The sequence below is a fragment of the Streptomyces sp. NPDC037271 genome (genome assembly GCF_055603605.1).
Map to the genome: position 1 here is coordinate 88848 of NZ_JBVJVN010000011.1, position 17801 is coordinate 106648.

Sequence of the window (17801 nt, forward strand, 5' to 3'; positions counted from 1 at the left end):
CGGTTTGCCGGGGCTGTGCGGGCGGCCGGTCCTGAGTACCGTTCCCGTTCGAACGCTGCCGGGCAGCCGCACCAGTGGCGCGCGGGAGCCCCGCGGCGGGGCGGGCGGAACGACGGTCGGGACCGGAACGGGGCGTAATGGACGCGTACGACACAGGTTCGAACGCCTCCCGGCGGGGGCGGGACGAGCAGGCGGGCCTGAAAGGGACCGGGGTGCCCGTCGGGACGGGGACCGAGTCCGGGACCGGAACCGGCCCCCGTACGGCGATCGCGGAGTCCGGGCCGGCGGCAGCGGAGCCCCGTAGCGGGGTCGCCGCGCTCTCCCCGCGGTACCAGGTCGGTGCCGTGGTCGCCCTCGCGGTCGTCGCCGTCGCCGTGTGCGCCCACATGGGCCTGGTGTTCCTGCACGTCGCCCCCTCGAACACCCTCACCAGGCAGCACGGCGCCGCGGTCGACGAATGGGTCTACCCGGAGTTCGAACAGAACTGGAAGCTCTTCGCGCCCAACCCGCTCCAGCAGAACATCTCCGTCCAGCTCCGTGCCGAGGTCACCACGGCGGACGGCGCGATACGGACGACCGGCTGGTACGACCTGTCCGCGGAGGACGGCCGGAGCATCGACGGCAATCCGCTGCCGAGCCACACCCAGCAGAACGAACTCCGCCGGGCCTGGGACTTCTTCGTCGCCACCCACGACTCCGACGACCGTGCGGTGGGCATGCGGGGCACGCTGTCCGAGGAGTATCTGCGCCGTATCGCGGTCCTGCGCCTGGACCGGAACGACGCCGCCGGGCCGGGCGGTGTCGTCGAGCGCGTCCAGTACCGTTCCCGGACCGTCAACGTGGCGCCGCCCCCGTGGAGCGGTGAGAACGTCTCCGACCGCCCGGTCTACCGAGAGCTGCCCTGGTGGCCGGTGCCCGGCGACACGCAGGACGGCACCGCACGGGACGGCACCGCACGGGACGGCACCGCGCAGGGCGGTATCGCGCAGGAAGGGGGCGTCGCGTGAACGGCATCGCCCTCTCCGTCTCCCGCGGCATCGCCCGCGTCACCGGCGCCGCGCTCGGTCCGTACCAGACCGCGGTGATCCGCATCGGCTTCAGCGCCACCTGGCTGCTCTTCCTGCTGCGTGAACTGCCCCACCGTCACGAGCTGTACGGCCCCGACGGGCCCTGGAGCCACGACCTCGCCGAGCGGCTGATCGCGGACAACGGCGCCTTCACGACGCTGATGTGGTCGGACGGGCGGACCTGGTTCGAGATCGTCTACGCGCTGGCGGTGCTGAGCAGTGTGCTGCTCCTGCTGGGCTGGCGCACCCGGACCATGTCCGTCCTCTTCATGGTCGGCGTGCTCTCCCTCCAGAACCGCAGCGTCTTCATGGGGGACGGCGGCGACAACGTCCTGCACCTGATGAGCATCTACCTGGTCCTGACGCGCTGCGGCCAGGTGTGGTCGCTGGACGGGCGCCGGGCCCGGCGGGCGGGTGCGGCACGCGCGCGTGGGGAGCGTGTCGTGGACCGGGTGGGGCCGGTGCTGTGGTGCGTGTTCGGGTTCGTGCTGCTCACCATGACGTCGGTGGGCGGGCTGGACGGCGACTGGTTCGTTCCGGCGCTGCTGTGGGCGGTGTGGGCCGCGCAGGGCCTGTGGTGGGCCGTGGGGCGCTGGGCCGGCAGCGGCGAGCCGCGGATCCTGCTCGATGTGGTCGCCAACATCGTGCACAACGGCGCGCTGGTCGTGATCATGGCCGAGGCGTGCCTGATCTACGCGACCGCGGGCTGGTACAAGATCCAGGGTTCGCGCTGGCAGGACGGCACCGCGGTCTACTACCCGCTCAACCTCGACTACTTCTCGCCCTGGCCCGCCCTCTCCGACGCGTTGGCCGCCAACGGCACGATGGTCATGCTCATCACCTACGGCACGGTCGTCGTGCAGGTCGCGTTCCCGTTCACGCTGTTCAACCGGCGGGTCAAGAACGTGCTGCTGGCCGCCATGATGACCGAGCACGCGGTGATCGCCGTGGTGCTCGGGCTGCCGTTCTTCTCGCTGGCGATGATCGCGGCGGACGCGGTCTTCCTGCCGACCTCGTTCCTGCGCCGCCTGGGTGACTGGACGGCACGTGCGCGGGGCCGGTCGGGAGGCCGGCCGCCGGCCCGGCTGCCGGGCATGCGTGGGGGCGGCCGTGCGGCGGCGCTGCCCGGACCCCGTGCCCACGATGACAGGGAGGTCAGGGAGGTCAGGGAGGACAGGGAGGACAGGGAGAACCGGAAGGGCGCGGAGGGACCTGTGGGTCCTGTGGGCCCTGTGGGCCCCGTGGGTCCCGCGGGCAAGAGGGCCCCGAGCACACCCACGTAGGCTTCGGGGCATGACCGGCCCCGCCCCCGATCCCCGCCCCGACCTCGCTGCGCCGGCCGCCTGGCGTCGGCACGCCGGAGCGTGTGTGCTGCTCGACGGCTTCCACGCCCTCAAGCACGCGCTGCGTTTCGGCGCCGAGGTTCCGGTGGCCGTCACCAGTGACCGCGCGGGCGCCCTGGCCCTCGCCGACGAGCTGGCACCCGACGTACGGGACGCGCTGGACGGTCTGCTGGACGAGGTGCCGCAGGAGGTGTACGCGTCCCTCGTCGCCCGGCCGCATCCCACCGCGGTGGCCGCCCTGGCCGTACGGCCCTCGCGCACGGCCAACCTGCGGGCGCTGACGCGGCTGCCCCGCCGTACGCCCGTCGTGGTCCTCGACCAGCCGCGCAACCTCGGCAACGCGGGGGCGGTGATCCGGCTGGCCGCCGGTTTCGGGGCGGCAGGTGTGGTCACCACGGGCACGCTCGACCCGTGGCATCCCACGGTGGTGCGCGGCGGGGCGGGGCTGCACTTCGCGACCGCCGTGGAGCGGCTGGACGTCGGGGAACTGCCGCCGGGGCCGGTGTTCGCGCTGGACCCGGAGGGCGAGGACATCCGCGGGGTGAAGCTGCCGGACGACGCGCTGCTCGCGTTCGGTTCGGAGCGCAGTGGGCTGTCGCGGGAGCTGCGCGCGCGTGCCGACCATCTGGTGGCGCTGCCGATGCGCCCCCAGGTCTCCAGCTACAACCTCGCGACCAGTGTGGCCATGGCGCTGTACCACTGGAGTGCCACCGGGGGCGCACCGCAGGCGCCGAAGCTCGACTAGGCCGGCCGGCGCACCTCCACCACCCGGAAGCGGTTGGCCACGAACGCGCCGTCGCACAGCGCGGCGTTGGCCGCCGGGTTGCCGCCGGAGCCGTGGAAGTCGGAGAAGGCGGCCGTCTGGTTGACGTACACCCCGCCGGTGAGGTTGAGGGAGAGCTGGGCCGCCTCCTCCAGGCAGGCCTCCTGCACGGCCTGCTCGACCTCCGGGTCGGTCGTGTACGCGCCGACGGTCATGGCGCCCTTCTCGCGGACGCTGTGGCGCAGCAGGTCCACGGCGTGCCGCGCGGAGTCGACGGCGACGGCGAACGAGACGGGGCCGAAGCACTCGCTCGTGTAGGCGGCCTCGTCGTCGGGCTTGGCGCCGTCCAGTTTGACGATCACCGGGGTGCGCACGACCGCGTCGGGGAAGTCCGGGTGGGTCACCTCGCGGGAGGGCAGGGCGACCTCGCCGAGGCCGGCGGCGGCCTCCAGGCGGGCCTTGACGTCCGGGTTGACGATGGCGCCGAGCAGGGCGTTCGCGCGCGCGTCGTCGCCGAGGAGCGTGTCGACGGCCCGCGCCAGGTCGGCGGTCACCTCGTCGTACGTCCTGTCGCCCTGGTCGGTGCGGATGCCGTCGCGGGGGATCAGCAGGTTCTGCGGGGTGGTGCACATCTGGCCGCTGTAGAGCGACAGCGAGAAGGCCAGGTTGGCGAGCATTCCCTGGTAGTCGTCGGTCGACTCCACGATCACCGTGTTGACGCCGGCCTTCTCCGTGAAGACCTGCGCCTGGCGGGCGTTGGCCTCCAGCCAGTCGCCGAAGGACGTGGAACCGGTGTAGTCGATGATCCGGATCTCGGGCCGGGTCGCCAGGGTCTTGGCGATGCCCTCGCCGGGACGCTCGGCGGCCAGCGCGACCAGGTTCGGGTCGAAGCCGGCCTCGGTGAGGACGTCGCGGGCGACCCGCACGGTGAGCGCGAGCGGCAGCACCGCGCGCGGGTGGGGCTTGACCAGGACCGCGTTGCCGGTGGCGAGGGAGGCGAACAGGCCCGGGTAGCCGTTCCAGGTCGGGAAGGTGTTGCAGCCGATCACGAGGCCGATGCCGCGCGGGACCGGCGTGAACCGCTTGGTCAGCGCCAGCGGGTCGCGCTTGCCCTGCGGCTTGGTCCACTCCGCCGCCTCGGGGGTGCGGGTCTGCTCCGCGTACGCGTACGCCACCGCTTCCAGGCCGCGGTCCTGGGCGTGCGGGCCGCCCGCCTGGAAGGCCATCATGAAGGCCTGCCCGGAGGTGTGCATGACGGCCTGCGCGAACTCCATCGTGCGGTCGGCGATCCGCCCCAGGATCTCCAGGCAGACCATCGCGCGCAGCTGCGCGCCCGCGTCCCGCCACTCCCGCTGTCCGGCCCTCATGGCGGGCAGCAGCACGTCGAGGTCGGCGTGCGGGTAGGTCACGCCCAGCTCGATCCCGTACGGGGAGACCTCGCCGCCCACCCAGTCGTCGGTGCCGGGCTGGCCGAGGTCGAGGCGGGTGCCGAGCAGGGCGTCGAAGGCTGCCTTGCCCCCGGCCGTGTCCAGGCTGCCGTTCTCCCCGTAGGCCTTGGGGTGCTCCGGGTGGGGGGACCAGTACGCGCGCGTGCGGATCGTTTCCAGCGCCTGGTCCAGGGTCGGCCGGTGCCGGTCGATCAGCTGGTGCGCGGTGAGTGCGGCGGCCATGCGGGACCAACTCCTCGTCTCACGAGCTCTCCGTCGAGTCGTGACCTGGGGGAAGTCTGGGCAGAAACAAGCGGTCACGGCTAGAGTAACCGAACGATCGGTCGGGACAAGGGGGACCGCCGCATCTGTGGAAAACCCCGTGCGGGAGGATCGCGCACATGACAGCACTCGACCTCAGCAGCCCCGTGGCCGTCGTCGGCACCGGCACCATGGGCCAGGGCATCGCCCAGGTGGCGCTGGTCGCGGGCCATCCCGTACGGCTGTACGACGCCGTCCCCGGGCGGGCCCGGGAAGCGGCCGGCGCGATCGGCGCCCGGCTCGACCGGCTCGTCGAAAAGCAACGGCTCACCGGCGCCGACCGGGACGCGGCCCGTGCCCGGCTGGAGCCCGCCGAGACCCTCGCCGACCTCGCCGGCTGCGCGTTGGTCGTCGAGGCGGTCGTGGAGCGGCTGGACGTCAAGCAGGAGCTGTTCCGCGCCCTGGAGGACGTCGTCGGCGACGACTGCCTGCTCGCCACCAACACCTCCTCCCTGTCCGTCACCGCCGTCGGCGGAGCGCTCCGCGACCCCGGCCGCTTCGTCGGCCTGCACTTCTTCAACCCCGCGCCGCTGCTGCCGCTGGTGGAGGTGGTCTCCGGGTTCGCGACCGACCGCGCGTCGGCCACGCGCGCGTACGAGACGGCCCGCGCCTGGGGCAAGACCCCGGTCGCCTGCGCCGACACCCCCGGATTCGTCGTCAACCGCGTCGCCCGGCCCTTCTACGCCGAGGCGTTCTCGGTGTACGAGGCGCAGGCGGCCGACCCGGCCACCATCGATGCCGTGCTGCGCGAGTCCGGCGGCTTCCGCATGGGTGCCTTCGAGCTGACCGACCTCATCGGGCAGGACGTCAACGAGGCCGTCACGCACTCCGTGTGGCAGGCGTTCTTCCAGGACGCGCGGTTCACGCCGTCGCTCGCCCAGCGCCGCCTGGTCGAGTCCGGCCGGCTCGGCCGCAAGAGCGGGCAGGGCTGGTACGACTACCGGGACGGTGCCGAACGCCCCGAGCCGCACACCGCCGAGCCGGCCGACCGGCCGGCGTACGTCGTCGTCGAGGGCGACCTGGGGCCGGCCGCCGAACTGGTCACGCTGATCCGCGAGGCCGGTATCGAGGTCCGTGAGGAGGACGGCGGCAGCGGGTCGCTCCTCCTGCCCGGTGGTGGCCGGCTGCTCCTCGCCGACGGGCGGACCTCCGGCGAGCTCGGTGACGTCGTCCATTTCGACCTCGCGCTCGACTACCGGCGGGCCACCCGTATCGCCCTGTCCGCCCACCGGGCCCTGCCGCCCCGGACGCTCGCCGAGGCCACCGGTCTCTTCCAGGCGCTCGGCAAGAAGGTCAGCGTCGTCGGCGACGTTCCCGGCATGATCGTCGCGCGTACGGTCGCGCGGATCGTCTGCCTGGCACACGACATGGTCGCCCTGGGGGCGGCCTCCGCACAGGACGTCGACACCGCGATGCGACTGGGCGTCAACTACCCGCTCGGCCCCTTCGAGTGGGACGACCGGCTCGGCCACCACTGGGCGTACGGACTGCTCGAGGGCCTGCACCGGCGCGAACCCTCGGGGCGCTACGCCCCGTCCCTCGCGCTCTACCGCCACGCGCACGCATCCGACGCAGGGGAGGGAACCCCCTCATGACCACCGCCAGACGCGACACGTACACACCCGAGACACTGCTCTCCGTCGCCGTGCAGGTCTTCATCGAGCGCGGCTACGACGGCACCTCCATGGAGCACCTCTCCAAGGCGGCCGGCATCTCCAAGTCGTCGATCTACCACCACGTCACGGGCAAGGAGGAGTTGCTGCGCCGGGCCGTGAGCCGGGCCCTGGACGAGCTCTTCGGGATCCTCGACGAGGAGCACGCGCGCGTGGGGTCCGCCGCCGAGCGGCTGGAGTACGTCGTACGGCGCATGGTCGAGGTACTCATGGCCGAACTGCCCTACGTGACACTGCTGCTGCGGGTGCGCGGCAACACGGGCACCGAGCGGTGGGCGCTGGAGCGGCGGCGCGAGTTCGACCACCGGGTGGCGGATCTGCTGAAGGCCGCGGCGGCGGAGGGGGACGTACGCGCGGACGTGGAGGTGCGGCTCGCGACGCGCCTGGTCTTCGGCATGATCAACTCGATCGTCGAGTGGTACCGCCCCGAAGGCCCCGGCGGTTCCGGTGGCGCCGAAGACTCCGGCGGACCGGGCGGCAGGGGCGGCGCGGGTGGCGCGGGTGAGCGGGAAGTGGTCGACGCGGTGGCGCGGCTGGTGTTCGGAGGGCTGCGCAGGGCGTCCTGAGCCGCCGGTGGCCGGGGCCGGTGATGGGTCTGCACCTGTGGTCGGCCGGGGCCGGTGGCCCGCCGGGCCCCGGTGGTCGGCCGCCACAGGTGGTTGGCCGGGGCCGGTGGCGGGTCAGTTCTGCGGTTCGAGGTCCTCGGTCTCGAACACGAGCAGGGTGCGCGTGCTGAGCACCTCCGGGATGGCCTGGAGGCGGGTCAGCACCAGCTCCCGCAGGGCCCGGTTGTCGGGGGTGTGCACCAGGAGCAGGACGTCGAAGTCGCCGCCCACCAGGGCGATGTGGGAGGCCCCGGGGAGCCGGCGGAGCTGGGAGCGGACCGTGCGCCAGGAGTTCTGGACGATCTTCAAGGTGATGTACGCCGAGGTGCCGTGGCCCGCGCGCTCGTGGTCGACGCGGGCGCCGAAGCCGCGGATGACGCCGTCCTCGACGAGCCGGTTGATGCGCGCGTAGGCGTTCGCGCGCGAGACGTGCACCCGCTCGGCGACCGAGCGTATCGAGGCGCGGCCGTCCGCCTGGAGCATGCGCAGGATGTCCTGGTCGATGGCGTCCAGCGGGCGCGGGGGCGGCGGGGCGACGGACTCTTCCTGCTCGCCGGCGTCCTCCGGGTGTTCGGCCATTTGTTCAGATGCCATGTCCCCCCGCCTTCTTACCATGGACGTACTGCGTCCATCTCAGGCTGTGGAGAACCGTTTGTCCACAGCCTGGGGCCGCCTGTAGCCAGAATGTGCCGACGACCGAACAATCGGTAGGTGAGGCCCGTCACACCCGTGCCGAGCCCGGAGCCGCTCCCACGAGGAGGTGCCGTCATGACGGTCATGGAGCAGCGGGGCGCATACCGGCCCACGCCGCCGCCTGCCTGGCAGCCCCGTACCGACCCCGCGCCGCTGCTGCCCGACGCGGAGCCGTACCGCGTCCTCGGCACGAAGGCCGCCGAGCAGGCCGACCCCCGGCTGCTGCGCACGCTGTACGCCCGGCTGGTGCGCGGCCGGCGGTACAACGCGCAGGCCACGGCCCTGACCAAGCAGGGCAGGCTGGCCGTCTACCCCTCCAGCACCGGCCAGGAGGCCTGCGAGGTCGCCGCCGCGCTGGCACTCGAGGAGCGGGACTGGCTCTTCCCCAGCTACCGCGACACGCTCGCCGTGGTCGCCCGCGGAGTCGACCCGGTCGAGGCCCTCACCCTGCTGCGCGGCGACTGGCACACCGGCTACGACCCCTACGAGCACCGGGTCGCCCCCCTGTCCACGCCGCTCGCCACCCAGCTGCCGCACGCCGTCGGCCTCGCGCACGCCGCGCGGCTCAAGGGCGACGACGTCGTCGCGCTGGCGATGGTCGGCGACGGCGGCACCAGCGAGGGCGACTTCCACGAGGCGCTGAACTTCGCCGCCGTCTGGCAGGCGCCGGTCGTCTTCTTCGTACAGAACAACGGCTTCGCGATCTCCGTCCCGCTCGCCAAGCAGACCGCCGCCCCGTCGCTGGCCCACAAGGCCGTCGGCTACGGCATGCCCGGCCGCCTGGTCGACGGAAACGACGCCGCCGCCGTGCACGAGGTCCTCTCCGACGCCGTACGGCACGCGCGCGAGGGCGGCGGGCCCACGCTGGTGGAGGCGGTGACGTACCGCGTCGAGGCACACACCAACGCCGACGACGCGACGCGCTACCGGGGCGACGCCGAGGTCGAGACCTGGCGCCGGCACGACCCGATCGAGCTGCTGGAACGGGAGCTGACCGAGCGCGGCCTGCTCGACGAGGACGCCGTCCGGGCCGCCCGCGAGGACGCCGAGACCCTGGCCGCCGACCTGCGCGCGCGCATGAACCAGGACCCGCGGCTCGACCCGATGGACCTGTTCGCCCACGTCTACGCCGAGCCCACCCCGCAGCTGCGCGAGCAGCGGGACCGGCTGCGCGCGGAGCTGGAGGCCGAGGCCGAGGCGGGCGCAGGGGCCGGGGCCGAGTCGGAAGGAACGCGCCGATGACCACCGTCGCCGTCAGGCCGGCCACCATGGCGCAGGCCCTCACGCGCGCGCTGCGCGACGCCATGGCCGCCGACCCGGGCGTGCACGTCCTGGGCGAGGACGTGGGCACCCTCGGCGGCGTCTTCCGGGTCACCGACGGGCTCGCCGAGGAGTTCGGCGCGGACCGCTGCACGGACACACCGCTCGCCGAGGCCGGCATCCTCGGCACGGCCGTCGGCATGGCGATGTACGGGCTGCGCCCGGTCGTGGAGATGCAGTTCGACGCCTTCGCCTACCCGGCGTTCGAACAGGTCGTCAGCCACGTCACCAAGATGCGCAACCGCACCCGCGGGAAGATGCCCCTGCCCCTGACCATCCGCGTCCCCTACGGTGGCGGCATCGGCGGCGTCGAGCACCACAGCGACTCGTCCGAGGCGTACTACATGGCGACTCCGGGGCTCCATGTCGTCACGCCCGCGACCGTCGCCGACGCCTACGGGCTGCTGCGCGAGTCCATCGCCTCCGACGACCCGGTGGTCTTCCTCGAACCCAAGCGTCTGTACTGGTCGAAGGACTCCTGGAACCCCGAGGAGCCCGCACCCGTTGAGCCGGTGGGCCGCGCGGTGGTGCGGCGCTCGGGCCGGAGCGCCACACTCATCACGTACGGGCCGTCGCTGGTCGCCTGCATGGAGGCGGCCGAGGCGGCCCGGGCCGAGGGCTGGGACCTCGAAGTCGTCGATCTGCGCTCCCTGGTGCCGTTCGACGACGAGACGGTGTGCGCTTCGGTGCGGCGGACGGGACGCGCGGTCGTCGTCCACGAGTCGGGTTCCTTCGGGGGCCCGGGCGGGGAGATCGCGGCCCGGGTCACGGAGCGCTGCTTCCATCACCTGGAGGCGCCGGTGCTGCGTGTGGCCGGGTTCGACATCCCGTATCCGCCACCGATGCTGGAGCGCCACCACCTGCCCGGTGTGGACCGGATCCTGGACGCCGTGGGGCGCCTGCAGTGGGAGGCCGAAAGCTGATGGCACACGCTTCTGACGGTCACGGCCTGGAGTTCAGGCTCCCCGACCTCGGTGAGGGGCTCACCGAGGCGGAGATCGTGCGTTGGATGGTCGAGGTCGGCGACGTCGTCGTCGTCGACCAGCCGGTCGTCGAGGTCGAGACGGCCAAGGCGATGGTCGAGGTGCCCTGTCCCTACGGCGGTGTGGTCACCGCCCGCTTCGGCGAGGAGGGCACGGAGCTGCCCGTCGGGGCGCCGCTGCTGACGGTGGCGGTCGGCGAGACGGCCGGCCGGCCGCCCGGCGAGCGGGCCGGGGGGCCGGCGGGTGGGCGGGCCGGGGAGCCGGCGGGCGAGCGGGTCGGGGAGCCGGCAGGGGAGCCGCAGGACGTGAAGCCCCGGGCCGAGCAGGTTCAGGCCGAGCGGTCCCGGGAGCGGCAGGCGAAGGCCGAGGGCTCGGGCAACGTCCTGGTCGGGTACGGCACCTCCGAGGCGCCCGCGCGGCGGCGCAGGGTGCGGCCGGTGCCGTCGGCGTCCGCGTCGGCGTCCGCGTCGGCGTCCCCTTCGGCGTCCGCCCCGGCGGCGACCGGGCGGGCCAACGGCCGGGCCCGTTCCGCCGACCCGGTGGACGGCCCCGTCCCCGTCATCTCCCCGCTGGTGCGCAGGCTCGCCCGGCAGAACGACCTGGATCTGCGCGAGCTGACCGGCTCCGGCCCGGACGGGCTGATCCTGCGGGCGGATGTGGAGTACGCGCTGCGTGCCGCCGCCGCGCAGAGCGGCCGTACGGCGGCCCGGAGGAGCGGGCCGCACGAGGCCGGAACCGGACCGGCAGCCGCCTCCGCCCCGGGGTCCGACGGCATCATCCGCGTCCCCCTCAAGGGCGTCCGTGGCGCCGTCGCCGACAAGCTCTCCCGCAGCAGGCGGGAGATCCCGGACGCGACCTGCTGGGTGGACGCCGACGCGACCGAGCTGATGCGGGCGCGCGCCGCGATGAACGCCGCCGGTGGGCAGAAGATCTCCCTCGTCGCCCTGCTGGCCCGGATCTGCACGGCCGCACTGGCCCGCTTCCCCGAGCTGAACTCCACGGTCGACATGGAGACCAGGGAGATCGTCCAGCTCGGCCGGATCCATCTCGGCTTCGCCGCCCAGACGGACCGGGGGCTGGTCGTTCCGGTCGTCCGGGACGCGCACGCGCGGAACGCCGAGGGGCTCACCGCGGAGTTCGCCCGGCTGACCGAGGCTGCCCGGGCCGGTCGGCTGACGCCCGGTGAACTGACCGGCGGCACCTTCACGCTGAACAACTACGGCGTGTTCGGCGTCGACGGGTCCACGCCGATCATCAACCACCCCGAGGCCGCCATGCTCGGCGTCGGCCGCATCGTCCCCAAGCCCTGGGTGCACGAGGGCGAGCTGGCGGTGCGCCAGGTCGTCCAGCTGTCGCTCACCTTCGACCACCGGGTGTGCGACGGCGGCACGGCGGGCGGTTTCCTGCGGTACGTCGCGGACTGCGTGGAGCAGCCGGCGGTACTGCTGCGCACCCTGTGACGGCGGTGCCGGAGCACGCGCGCTGAACGCGCGGCCTCCCCCGCGTTCCCTGTGATCGCGCAGGGACGCATACTCGGGGGGTGACCGCGTACGAGCCCTCCGGTGCCCCCGGCACCGGCCCCGCCGTCGGCTCCGGCCCCGCCGTCGGCTCCGGCCCCGCCGTCGGCTCCGGCTCCGCGCCCGGCACCGGCCCCGCCGTCGGCTCCGGCTCCGCGCCGGGTCCGGGCCTCGCCGGGTACGACGCCGTCGTGCTCGCCGGCGGGGCCGCCCGGCGGCTCGGCGGCGCGGACAAGCCGGGTCTCCGTGTGGGCGGGCGCCCGCTGCTGGACCGGGTGCTCGCCGCCTGCGCCGGAGCGCGCACCACCGTCGTCGTCGCCGACCCCCGCCCCACCGCCCGCCCGGTGACCTGGGCGCGCGAGGACCCGCCCGGCGGTGGACCGCTCGCCGCCCTCGCCGCCGGCCTGGCGCACGCCACGGAAGAGCACGTCGTGGTGGTCTCCGCCGACCTGCCGTTCCTCGACGCGCCCACCGTCGGACGACTGCTGTCGGCCCTCACCGCGAGCGACTGCGACGGCGTGCTGCTCACCGACGCCGACGGCCGCGACCAGCCCCTCGTCGCCGCCTACCGCGCATCCGCGCTGCGCCGCGGACTCGCCGCGCTCACCCGGGACCGGGCGGACCTCGCCGGGCTGCCCCTGCGCCGCCTGACCGGCGCGCTCCGTCTCATCCGTGTCCCCGACGCCGTCGCCTCCTTCGACTGCGACACCTGGGACGACATCGCCACCGCAAGGGCACGCATCAGGGAGCATGGTCACGTGTTGGATGAATGGATTACCGCAGCCAAGGACGAGTTGGGCATCGACCTCGACGTCGACACCGGCGTCCTGCTCGACCTCGCGCGCGACGCCGCCCACGGGGTGGCCAGGCCCGCCGCCCCGCTGACCACCTTCCTCGTCGGCTACGCGGCCGGACGGGCCGGGGGAGGACCCGAGGCCGTCGCCGAGGCCGCCCGCAAGGCCGCGGCCCTCGCCCAGCGCTGGGCCCGGGAAGCCGCCGACGCCGGACCCACCCCCGCGCCGGGCGAGCCCGACGTGGCGCCCGACGCCACCCCCGACACCCGCCCGGACGCGTGATGACCTCCCCCCGGACACGGGCCGACGACGAGGCGGAGGACCTGGACGTCGAGGAGGCGCTCGCCCTCGTGAACCAGCACCCCGGCCCCTCCCGCGGCGACCGCGGCCACCCCGCGACACCCGCGCACGCCGAGCATCACGACAGCCACGACAGCAACGGCGCTCACTTCAGCCACGGCAGCAACGCCGCGCACAACAGTCGCGTCAGCAACGCCACTCAAGCCAGTCACGGCAGCCACAGCCACCACGGCGCCCCGCGCGAGCCGGCGGAACCCCGCCACCGCGCGACCCCGTGGCCCGAAGCCCGGGCCGCCGCCGAGCGCGCCGCCCGCGCCGCGGCCCGTGCGGGATCCCGCGCCCCGGTCTCCGTACCCCTCGACGCGGCCCTCGGTCTCACCCTCGCCGCGCCTCTCACCGCCCTCACCGATCTGCCCTCCTTCGACACCTCCGCGATGGACGGCTGGGCCGTCGCCGGCCCGGGCCCCTGGACGGTGCGCGACGAGGGCGTCCTGGCCGGACACGGGCAACCCGCGCCTCTCACCGACGGCACGGCCGCCCGGATCGCCACCGGCGCACGCATCCCCCTGGACACGACCGCCGTACTGCGCACCGAGCACGGCCGCACCGACGGCAGGCACCGGCTGCAGGCGACGCGTGAGGTCGTGCACGGCCAGGACATCCGCCTGCGCGGCCAGGAGTGCCGCAGCGGCGACCAACTGCTGCCCGTCGGCACCCTGGCGACCCCGGCCGTACTGGGCCTCGCGGCTGCCGCCGGTTACGACACCCTCACCGCGGTCCCCCGCCCGCGCGTCGACGTCCTCGTCCTCGGCGACGAACTGCTCACCGAGGGCCTCCCGCACGACGGCCTCATCCGGGACGCGCTCGGCCCGATGCTGCCGCCCTGGCTGCGGGCCCTGGGTGCCGAGGTCCGCGCGGTCCGCCGGATCGGTGACGACGCCAAGGCCCTGCAGCGTGCCGTCACGACCTCCAAGGCGGACCTGATCGTCACGACCGGCGGCACCGCCGCGGGCCCCGTCGACCACGTTCACCCCGTCCTGCGCCGGGTCGGCGCCGAACTCCTCGTGGACGGTGTCGAGGTACGCCCCGGACACCCCATGCTGCTGGCCCGTCTCAAGGACGGCCGGCACCTCGTCGGACTGCCCGGCAACCCTCTCGCCGCCGTCTCCGGACTGCTCACGCTCGCCGAGCCGCTGCTGCGCACCCTCGCCGCCCGCCCGGCCCCCGAGCCGTACGCGCTGCCGCTGAGGGACGCGGTGCACGGGCACCCGCACGACACCCGGCTCGTCCCCGTCGTCCTGCGCGGCGACGGTGCCGTGCCGCTGCACTACAACGGTCCCGCCATGCTGCGCGGCATCGCGGCCGCCGATGCCCTGGCCGTCGTACCCCCGGGCGGGACGCGGCCGGGACAGGAGGCCGAACTGCTCGACCTGCCCTGGGCCACCGGTGGAATCGGAGTGTGTTTCACGTGAAACTTCCGGGCCAGGACGCGATCGCCCGCCAGGCGGACGAGCATCTCGTGACCCATCGGGTGAAACTCCCGAGGAAGCTGGTGGAGCACCCGATCCGCCAGGTGGGCAAGCGGCTTTCCACGGCACTGCTGGTCCTCTTGGTGACCGCCGTCATCGTCTATGCCGACCACGACGGCTACACCGACAACTCCGACGGGTCCGTCGACCTCCTCGACGCCTTCTACTACGCCACCGTCACCCTCTCCACCACCGGGTACGGCGACATCACGCCCGTCAGCGACGCCGCCCGGCTCACCAACATCTTCGTCATCACGCCCCTGCGCGTGCTGTTCCTGATCATCCTGGTCGGCACCACGCTGGAAGCCCTCACCGAGCGCACTCGGGAGGAGTGGCGCCTGAACCGCTGGAGGTCCACCTTGCGCGATCACACCGTCGTTGTCGGCTTCGGTACCAAGGGACGGTCGGCGATCCAGACCGTCTGCGCGACCGGGCTGCGCAAGGAGCAGGTCGTCGTGGTCGATCCCAGCGGGAAGGCCGTCGAGGCCGCGACGGCCCACGGGTACGCGGGCGTGGTCGGTGACGCGACGCGCAGCGATGTGCTGAACCGCGCCGAGGTGTACCGGGCGAAGCAGATCATCATCGCCACCCAGCGCGACGACACGGCCGTGCTGGTGACGCTGACGGCCCGGCAGCTCAACCGCGGCGCGAAGATCGTGGTCGCGGTCCGCGAGGAGGAGAACGCGCCGCTGCTGAAGCAGTCCGGCGCCGACGCCGTGATCACCAGCGCCAGCGCCGCGGGCCGCCTGCTCGGACTCTCCGTGCTCAGCCCCGCGGCCGGCATGGTCATGGAGGACCTCATCAGCCAGGGCAGCGGCCTCGACCTCGTCGAGCGACCGGTCATAAAGGCCGAGGTGGGCAGGAACCCGCGGGAGACGGACGACCTGGTGGTGAGCGTCGTACGCGGGCACCGGGTGCTCGGCTACGACGATCCGGACGTCGGCGGGCTGGAGCTGACGGACCGCCTGATCACGATCGTGCGGGCGACGCCGGCCACCCATGTGGCGCCCGACGCCCGCCCGCTGCCCCGCGACTGACGGGGCACCGGTCCCGTACAGGGCGCGCGGGGGCTACTTGCGGTTGTAGAGACGCATGGTGACCGGGCCGAAGACCAGCAGGAACAGGCCCGCCCAGCCCAGCGTCCAGCCGATCTCGACGCCCGGCCAGCCACCCGCCATCAGCCCGCGCACCGCGGACGCCAGGTGGGTGATCGGGCTGTTGTTGACGAACACCTGCAGCCAGCCAGGCATGGTCTTCGGATCGACGAAGACGTTGGACAGGAAGGTGAGCGGGAAGATCACCATCATGCTGATGCTCATCACCGACTTCTCGGTGCGCAGCATCAGCCCGAACATCGTCCAGATCCACGAGAAGGCGAACGAGAACACCAGCAGCAGCGCGATCCCGGCGACCACGCCACCGAACCCGCCGTCGGGGCGGTACCCGAGCAGCAGGCCGACGGTGAGCATCACGACGGACGCGATGGTGTAGCGCAGCGCGTCACCGAGCAGGTAGCCGACCATCGCCGAGGGCCGCCAGATGGGCAGCGAGCGGAAGCGGTCGAAGACGCCCTTCTCGATGTCGATGTTCACCGAGACCCCGGTGTACATCGTGATCATCACGACCGACATCACGAGGATGCCCGGCAGCACGAACTGGATGTAGTCGCTCGGCGAACCCGCCAGCGCACCGCCGAAGAGGTACGTGAACATCAGCAAGTTCATGATCGGGAACGCGGTGACGTCGAAGAGCTGCTCCGGCACGTGCTTGATCTTGAGGATCGCGCGCCATCCGAAGGTCACGGACGTGGACAGGGCGCTGGGCCGTGGCGGGCGCTCCTTGGCGACCAGCAGGGCCGCCAGCGACTCGGTGCTGACCGGGGAGAGTTCCTTGCCCTCGGTGCTCGTGGCCGTACTCATGCCGCCACCTCGTCCTTCGCGTCGGGGCCGGTGCCGGTGCCGTCGCCGGCACCAGGGCTCTGGCCGGTGTCGTGCCCGGTCAGCGCCAGGAAGACCTCGTCGAGGCTGGGCTGGCCGAGAGAGAAGTTGTCGACGGTGATGCCGGCCCGGGCCAGCTCGGCGAGTGCCCTGGCGGCCTGGTCGGCGGCCGTGTCGCCGGACGCCGCCCCCAGGCGGGCGGTCAGCGCGACCGGGTCGTGTTCCAGCTGGACCTCGGCGACCAGCAGATCGCGCAGGACCCGCTCGGCCTCCGGCCGCCGGCCGGGATCCCGCAGCCGCAGGTGGACGGAGCCGGCGCCGACGGACGCCTTCAGCTCGCCCTTGGTGCCCTCCGCGATCACCCTGCCCTTGTCGATCACGGCGATCCGGGACGCCAGCTGGTCGGCCTCGTCCAGGTACTGCGTGGTCAGCAGCACGGTCGTGCCCTGGGCGACGACCGCGCGCACGATGTCCCACACCTGGTTGCGGCTGCGCGGGTCGAGGCCGGTCGTCGGCTCGTCGAGGAAGAGCAGATCGGGGGTGTTGAGGATGGACGCGGCGATGTCGATACGCCGCCGCATGCCGCCGGAGTAGTGCTTGACCTGCTTCGCCGCCGCGTCCGTCAGCCCGAAGGCCGCCAGCAACTGGGCGCCGCGTTCGCGCGCGGCCGCTTTGCCGTGCCCGAGGAGGCGTCCCAGCAGGACCAGGTTCTCGGTGCCGGTGAGGTCCTCGTCCACGGACGCGTACTGCCCGGTGAGGCTCACCCTGCCGCGCACCTCGTCCGCCTCGCGTACGACGTCGTGGCCGAAGACGTGGGCCTGGCCGCCGTCCGGACGCAGCAGGGTGGCGAGCATCTTCACCACGGTGGTCTTGCCGGCGCCGTTCGGGCCGAGGACGCCGTAGACCGTGCCGGCGGGCACCGCGAGGTCCACCCCGTCCACGGCCCGGGTCTCGCCGAACGTCTTCACCAGTCCCGCGGTCTCGATCGCGAGACCGGACGTGTGCGTGCTCATCGGTGGTCCCTCCGCGTTCTCGGGCTACGCATGGGAAGACCTCCACCGTCGCGCAAACTCATCGGTCGCGCACAGGGATTCCCGGCGGACGGTCCTGAAGACGGAGGACGTCCCGACCTGGGTCCCGGGTGGGAGGGCCTTCCGGCCTGGGTCCCGGGTGGGAGGCCTTTCCGGCCTGGGACCGGGTGGGAGGGCGCGCCGTCCGGGGGGCCGGTGGGGAGGGAGTTCCGTCCGGGGACCGGGTGGGAGGCGTTCCGACCTGGGTCCGAGCGGGGGGCGTCCCAGCCTGGGACCGGGAGGGGAAGGCGTTCCGTCCGGGGGCCCGCGTGGGGAGGGCCTCCCGGCCTGGGGACCGGGTGGGAGGCGTTCCGACCTGGGTCCGAGCGGGGGGCGTCCCAGCCTGGGACCGGGAGGGGAGGGCGTTCCGTCCGGGGGCCCGCGTGGGGAGGGCCTCCCGGCCTGGGGACCGGGTGGGAGGCGTTCCGACCTGGGTCCGAGCGGGGGGCGTCCCAGCCT

The 17801-nt window shown here is 73.5% G+C and carries 15 protein-coding genes; 11 read left to right on the plus strand and 4 right to left on the minus strand.

Going from position 1 to position 17801, the window contains the following annotated elements; genetic code table 11:
* The first annotated feature begins 137 nt into the window (after positions 1-137).
* The 3 genes from ACZ7G3_RS20250 to ACZ7G3_RS20260 are packed head-to-tail and all read left to right on the plus strand — an operon-like array spanning position 138 to position 3155.
* Positions 138-1007: a DUF5819 family protein gene (locus ACZ7G3_RS20250; RefSeq protein ID WP_470927216.1), complete on the plus strand. Its 870-nt coding sequence runs from the start codon at positions 138-140 to the stop codon at positions 1005-1007.
* A complete protein-coding gene (locus ACZ7G3_RS20255) occupies positions 1004-2350 on the plus strand; it encodes an HTTM domain-containing protein (RefSeq protein ID WP_470927218.1) in 1347 nt (448 codons plus the stop codon). The genes ACZ7G3_RS20250 and ACZ7G3_RS20255 overlap by 4 nt, the downstream gene beginning before the upstream one ends.
* Positions 2351-2360: 10 nt before the next feature.
* On the plus strand, positions 2361-3155 hold the full coding sequence (locus tag ACZ7G3_RS20260; RefSeq protein ID WP_470927220.1) for a TrmH family RNA methyltransferase: 795 nt from the start codon (positions 2361-2363) through the stop codon (positions 3153-3155).
* On the opposite strand, the gene paaN is transcribed toward ACZ7G3_RS20260, so the two are convergent.
* Positions 3152-4843, minus strand: coding sequence for a phenylacetic acid degradation protein PaaN (gene paaN / locus ACZ7G3_RS20265; protein WP_470927222.1), 1692 nt, complete (start codon positions 4841-4843; stop codon positions 3152-3154). The two genes, ACZ7G3_RS20260 and paaN, sit on opposite strands and share 4 nt — an antisense overlap.
* Positions 4844-5001: 158 nt before the next feature.
* Here paaN and ACZ7G3_RS20270 point away from each other — a divergent pair, with 158 nt between their 5' ends.
* The gene (locus ACZ7G3_RS20270) at positions 5002-6516 is read left to right on the plus strand and encodes a 3-hydroxyacyl-CoA dehydrogenase (protein WP_470927224.1); all 1515 of its coding nucleotides are present in this window, start codon (positions 5002-5004) and stop codon (positions 6514-6516) included.
* On the plus strand, positions 6513-7160 hold the full coding sequence (locus ACZ7G3_RS20275) for a TetR/AcrR family transcriptional regulator (RefSeq protein WP_426603202.1): 648 nt from the start codon (positions 6513-6515) through the stop codon (positions 7158-7160). Before ACZ7G3_RS20270 ends, ACZ7G3_RS20275 begins: the two co-directional genes overlap by 4 nt.
* A gap of 114 nt (positions 7161-7274) precedes the next feature.
* Here the strand turns inward: ACZ7G3_RS20275 and ACZ7G3_RS20280 are convergent, their stop codons facing one another.
* Positions 7275-7793: an Lrp/AsnC family transcriptional regulator gene (locus ACZ7G3_RS20280; RefSeq protein ID WP_470927226.1), complete on the minus strand. Its 519-nt coding sequence runs from the start codon at positions 7791-7793 to the stop codon at positions 7275-7277.
* A gap of 174 nt (positions 7794-7967) precedes the next feature.
* Between ACZ7G3_RS20280 and pdhA the strand changes: the two genes are divergently transcribed.
* The 6 genes from pdhA (at position 7968) to ACZ7G3_RS20310 (ending at position 15372) form a co-directional block, all read left to right on the plus strand.
* Positions 7968-9134 carry a pyruvate dehydrogenase (acetyl-transferring) E1 component subunit alpha gene (gene pdhA / locus ACZ7G3_RS20285; protein WP_470927228.1) on the plus strand — a complete coding sequence of 389 codons (1167 nt, stop codon included), beginning with the start codon at positions 7968-7970 and terminating at the stop codon, positions 9132-9134.
* On the plus strand, positions 9131-10135 hold the full coding sequence (locus ACZ7G3_RS20290) for an alpha-ketoacid dehydrogenase subunit beta (protein ID WP_470927229.1): 1005 nt from the start codon (positions 9131-9133) through the stop codon (positions 10133-10135). The genes pdhA and ACZ7G3_RS20290 overlap by 4 nt, the downstream gene beginning before the upstream one ends.
* Positions 10135-11655 (plus strand): dihydrolipoamide acetyltransferase family protein, encoded by a 1521-nt coding sequence (locus tag ACZ7G3_RS20295; RefSeq protein ID WP_470927231.1) that lies wholly within the window; start codon positions 10135-10137, stop codon positions 11653-11655. The genes ACZ7G3_RS20290 and ACZ7G3_RS20295 overlap by 1 nt, the downstream gene beginning before the upstream one ends.
* A 248-nt stretch (positions 11656-11903) precedes the next feature.
* A complete protein-coding gene (locus ACZ7G3_RS20300; RefSeq protein WP_470927418.1) occupies positions 11904-12788 on the plus strand; it encodes an NTP transferase domain-containing protein in 885 nt (294 codons plus the stop codon).
* Entirely contained in the window at positions 12788-14278 is a 1491-nt protein-coding gene (locus ACZ7G3_RS20305) for a molybdopterin-binding protein (protein WP_470927233.1), read from the plus strand. The genes ACZ7G3_RS20300 and ACZ7G3_RS20305 overlap by 1 nt, the downstream gene beginning before the upstream one ends.
* Positions 14275-15372, plus strand: a complete 1098-nt coding sequence (locus ACZ7G3_RS20310; RefSeq protein ID WP_426603215.1) for a potassium channel family protein — start codon at positions 14275-14277, stop codon at positions 15370-15372. The genes ACZ7G3_RS20305 and ACZ7G3_RS20310 overlap by 4 nt, the downstream gene beginning before the upstream one ends.
* Before the next feature lie 33 nt (positions 15373-15405).
* On the opposite strand, the gene ACZ7G3_RS20315 is transcribed toward ACZ7G3_RS20310, so the two are convergent.
* Together ACZ7G3_RS20315 and ACZ7G3_RS20320 are read right to left on the minus strand one after the other, a co-directional pair.
* On the minus strand, positions 15406-16254 hold the full coding sequence (locus ACZ7G3_RS20315) for an ABC transporter permease (protein ID WP_426603217.1): 849 nt from the start codon (positions 16252-16254) through the stop codon (positions 15406-15408).
* Positions 16251-17285: an ATP-binding cassette domain-containing protein gene (locus tag ACZ7G3_RS20320; RefSeq protein WP_470927235.1), complete on the minus strand. Its 1035-nt coding sequence runs from the start codon at positions 17283-17285 to the stop codon at positions 16251-16253. Before ACZ7G3_RS20320 ends, ACZ7G3_RS20315 begins: the two co-directional genes overlap by 4 nt.
* Positions 17286-17801 lie beyond the last annotated feature (516 nt).

Bases quoted from the DNA above. Each gene is read 5' to 3' on its own strand.
- ACZ7G3_RS20270 (WP_470927224.1), top strand. From the start codon at position 5,002: ATGACAGCACTCGACCTCAGCAGCCCCGTGGCCGTCGTCGGCACCGGC.
- ACZ7G3_RS20305 (WP_470927233.1), top strand. From the start codon at position 12,788: ATGACCTCCCCCCGGACACGGGCCGACGACGAGGCGGAGGACCTGGAC.
- ACZ7G3_RS20275 (WP_426603202.1), top strand. From the start codon at position 6,513: ATGACCACCGCCAGACGCGACACGTACACACCCGAGACACTGCTCTCC.
- ACZ7G3_RS20315 (WP_426603217.1), bottom strand. From the start codon at position 16,254: ATGAGTACGGCCACGAGCACCGAGGGCAAGGAACTCTCCCCGGTCAGC.
- paaN (WP_470927222.1), bottom strand. From the start codon at position 4,843: ATGGCCGCCGCACTCACCGCGCACCAGCTGATCGACCGGCACCGGCCG.
- ACZ7G3_RS20290 (WP_470927229.1), top strand. From the start codon at position 9,131: ATGACCACCGTCGCCGTCAGGCCGGCCACCATGGCGCAGGCCCTCACG.
- ACZ7G3_RS20320 (WP_470927235.1), bottom strand. From the start codon at position 17,285: ATGAGCACGCACACGTCCGGTCTCGCGATCGAGACCGCGGGACTGGTG.
- ACZ7G3_RS20260 (WP_470927220.1), top strand. From the start codon at position 2,361: ATGACCGGCCCCGCCCCCGATCCCCGCCCCGACCTCGCTGCGCCGGCC.
- pdhA (WP_470927228.1), top strand. From the start codon at position 7,968: ATGACGGTCATGGAGCAGCGGGGCGCATACCGGCCCACGCCGCCGCCT.
- ACZ7G3_RS20295 (WP_470927231.1), top strand. From the start codon at position 10,135: ATGGCACACGCTTCTGACGGTCACGGCCTGGAGTTCAGGCTCCCCGAC.
- ACZ7G3_RS20280 (WP_470927226.1), bottom strand. From the start codon at position 7,793: ATGGCATCTGAACAAATGGCCGAACACCCGGAGGACGCCGGCGAGCAG.
- ACZ7G3_RS20250 (WP_470927216.1), top strand. From the start codon at position 138: ATGGACGCGTACGACACAGGTTCGAACGCCTCCCGGCGGGGGCGGGAC.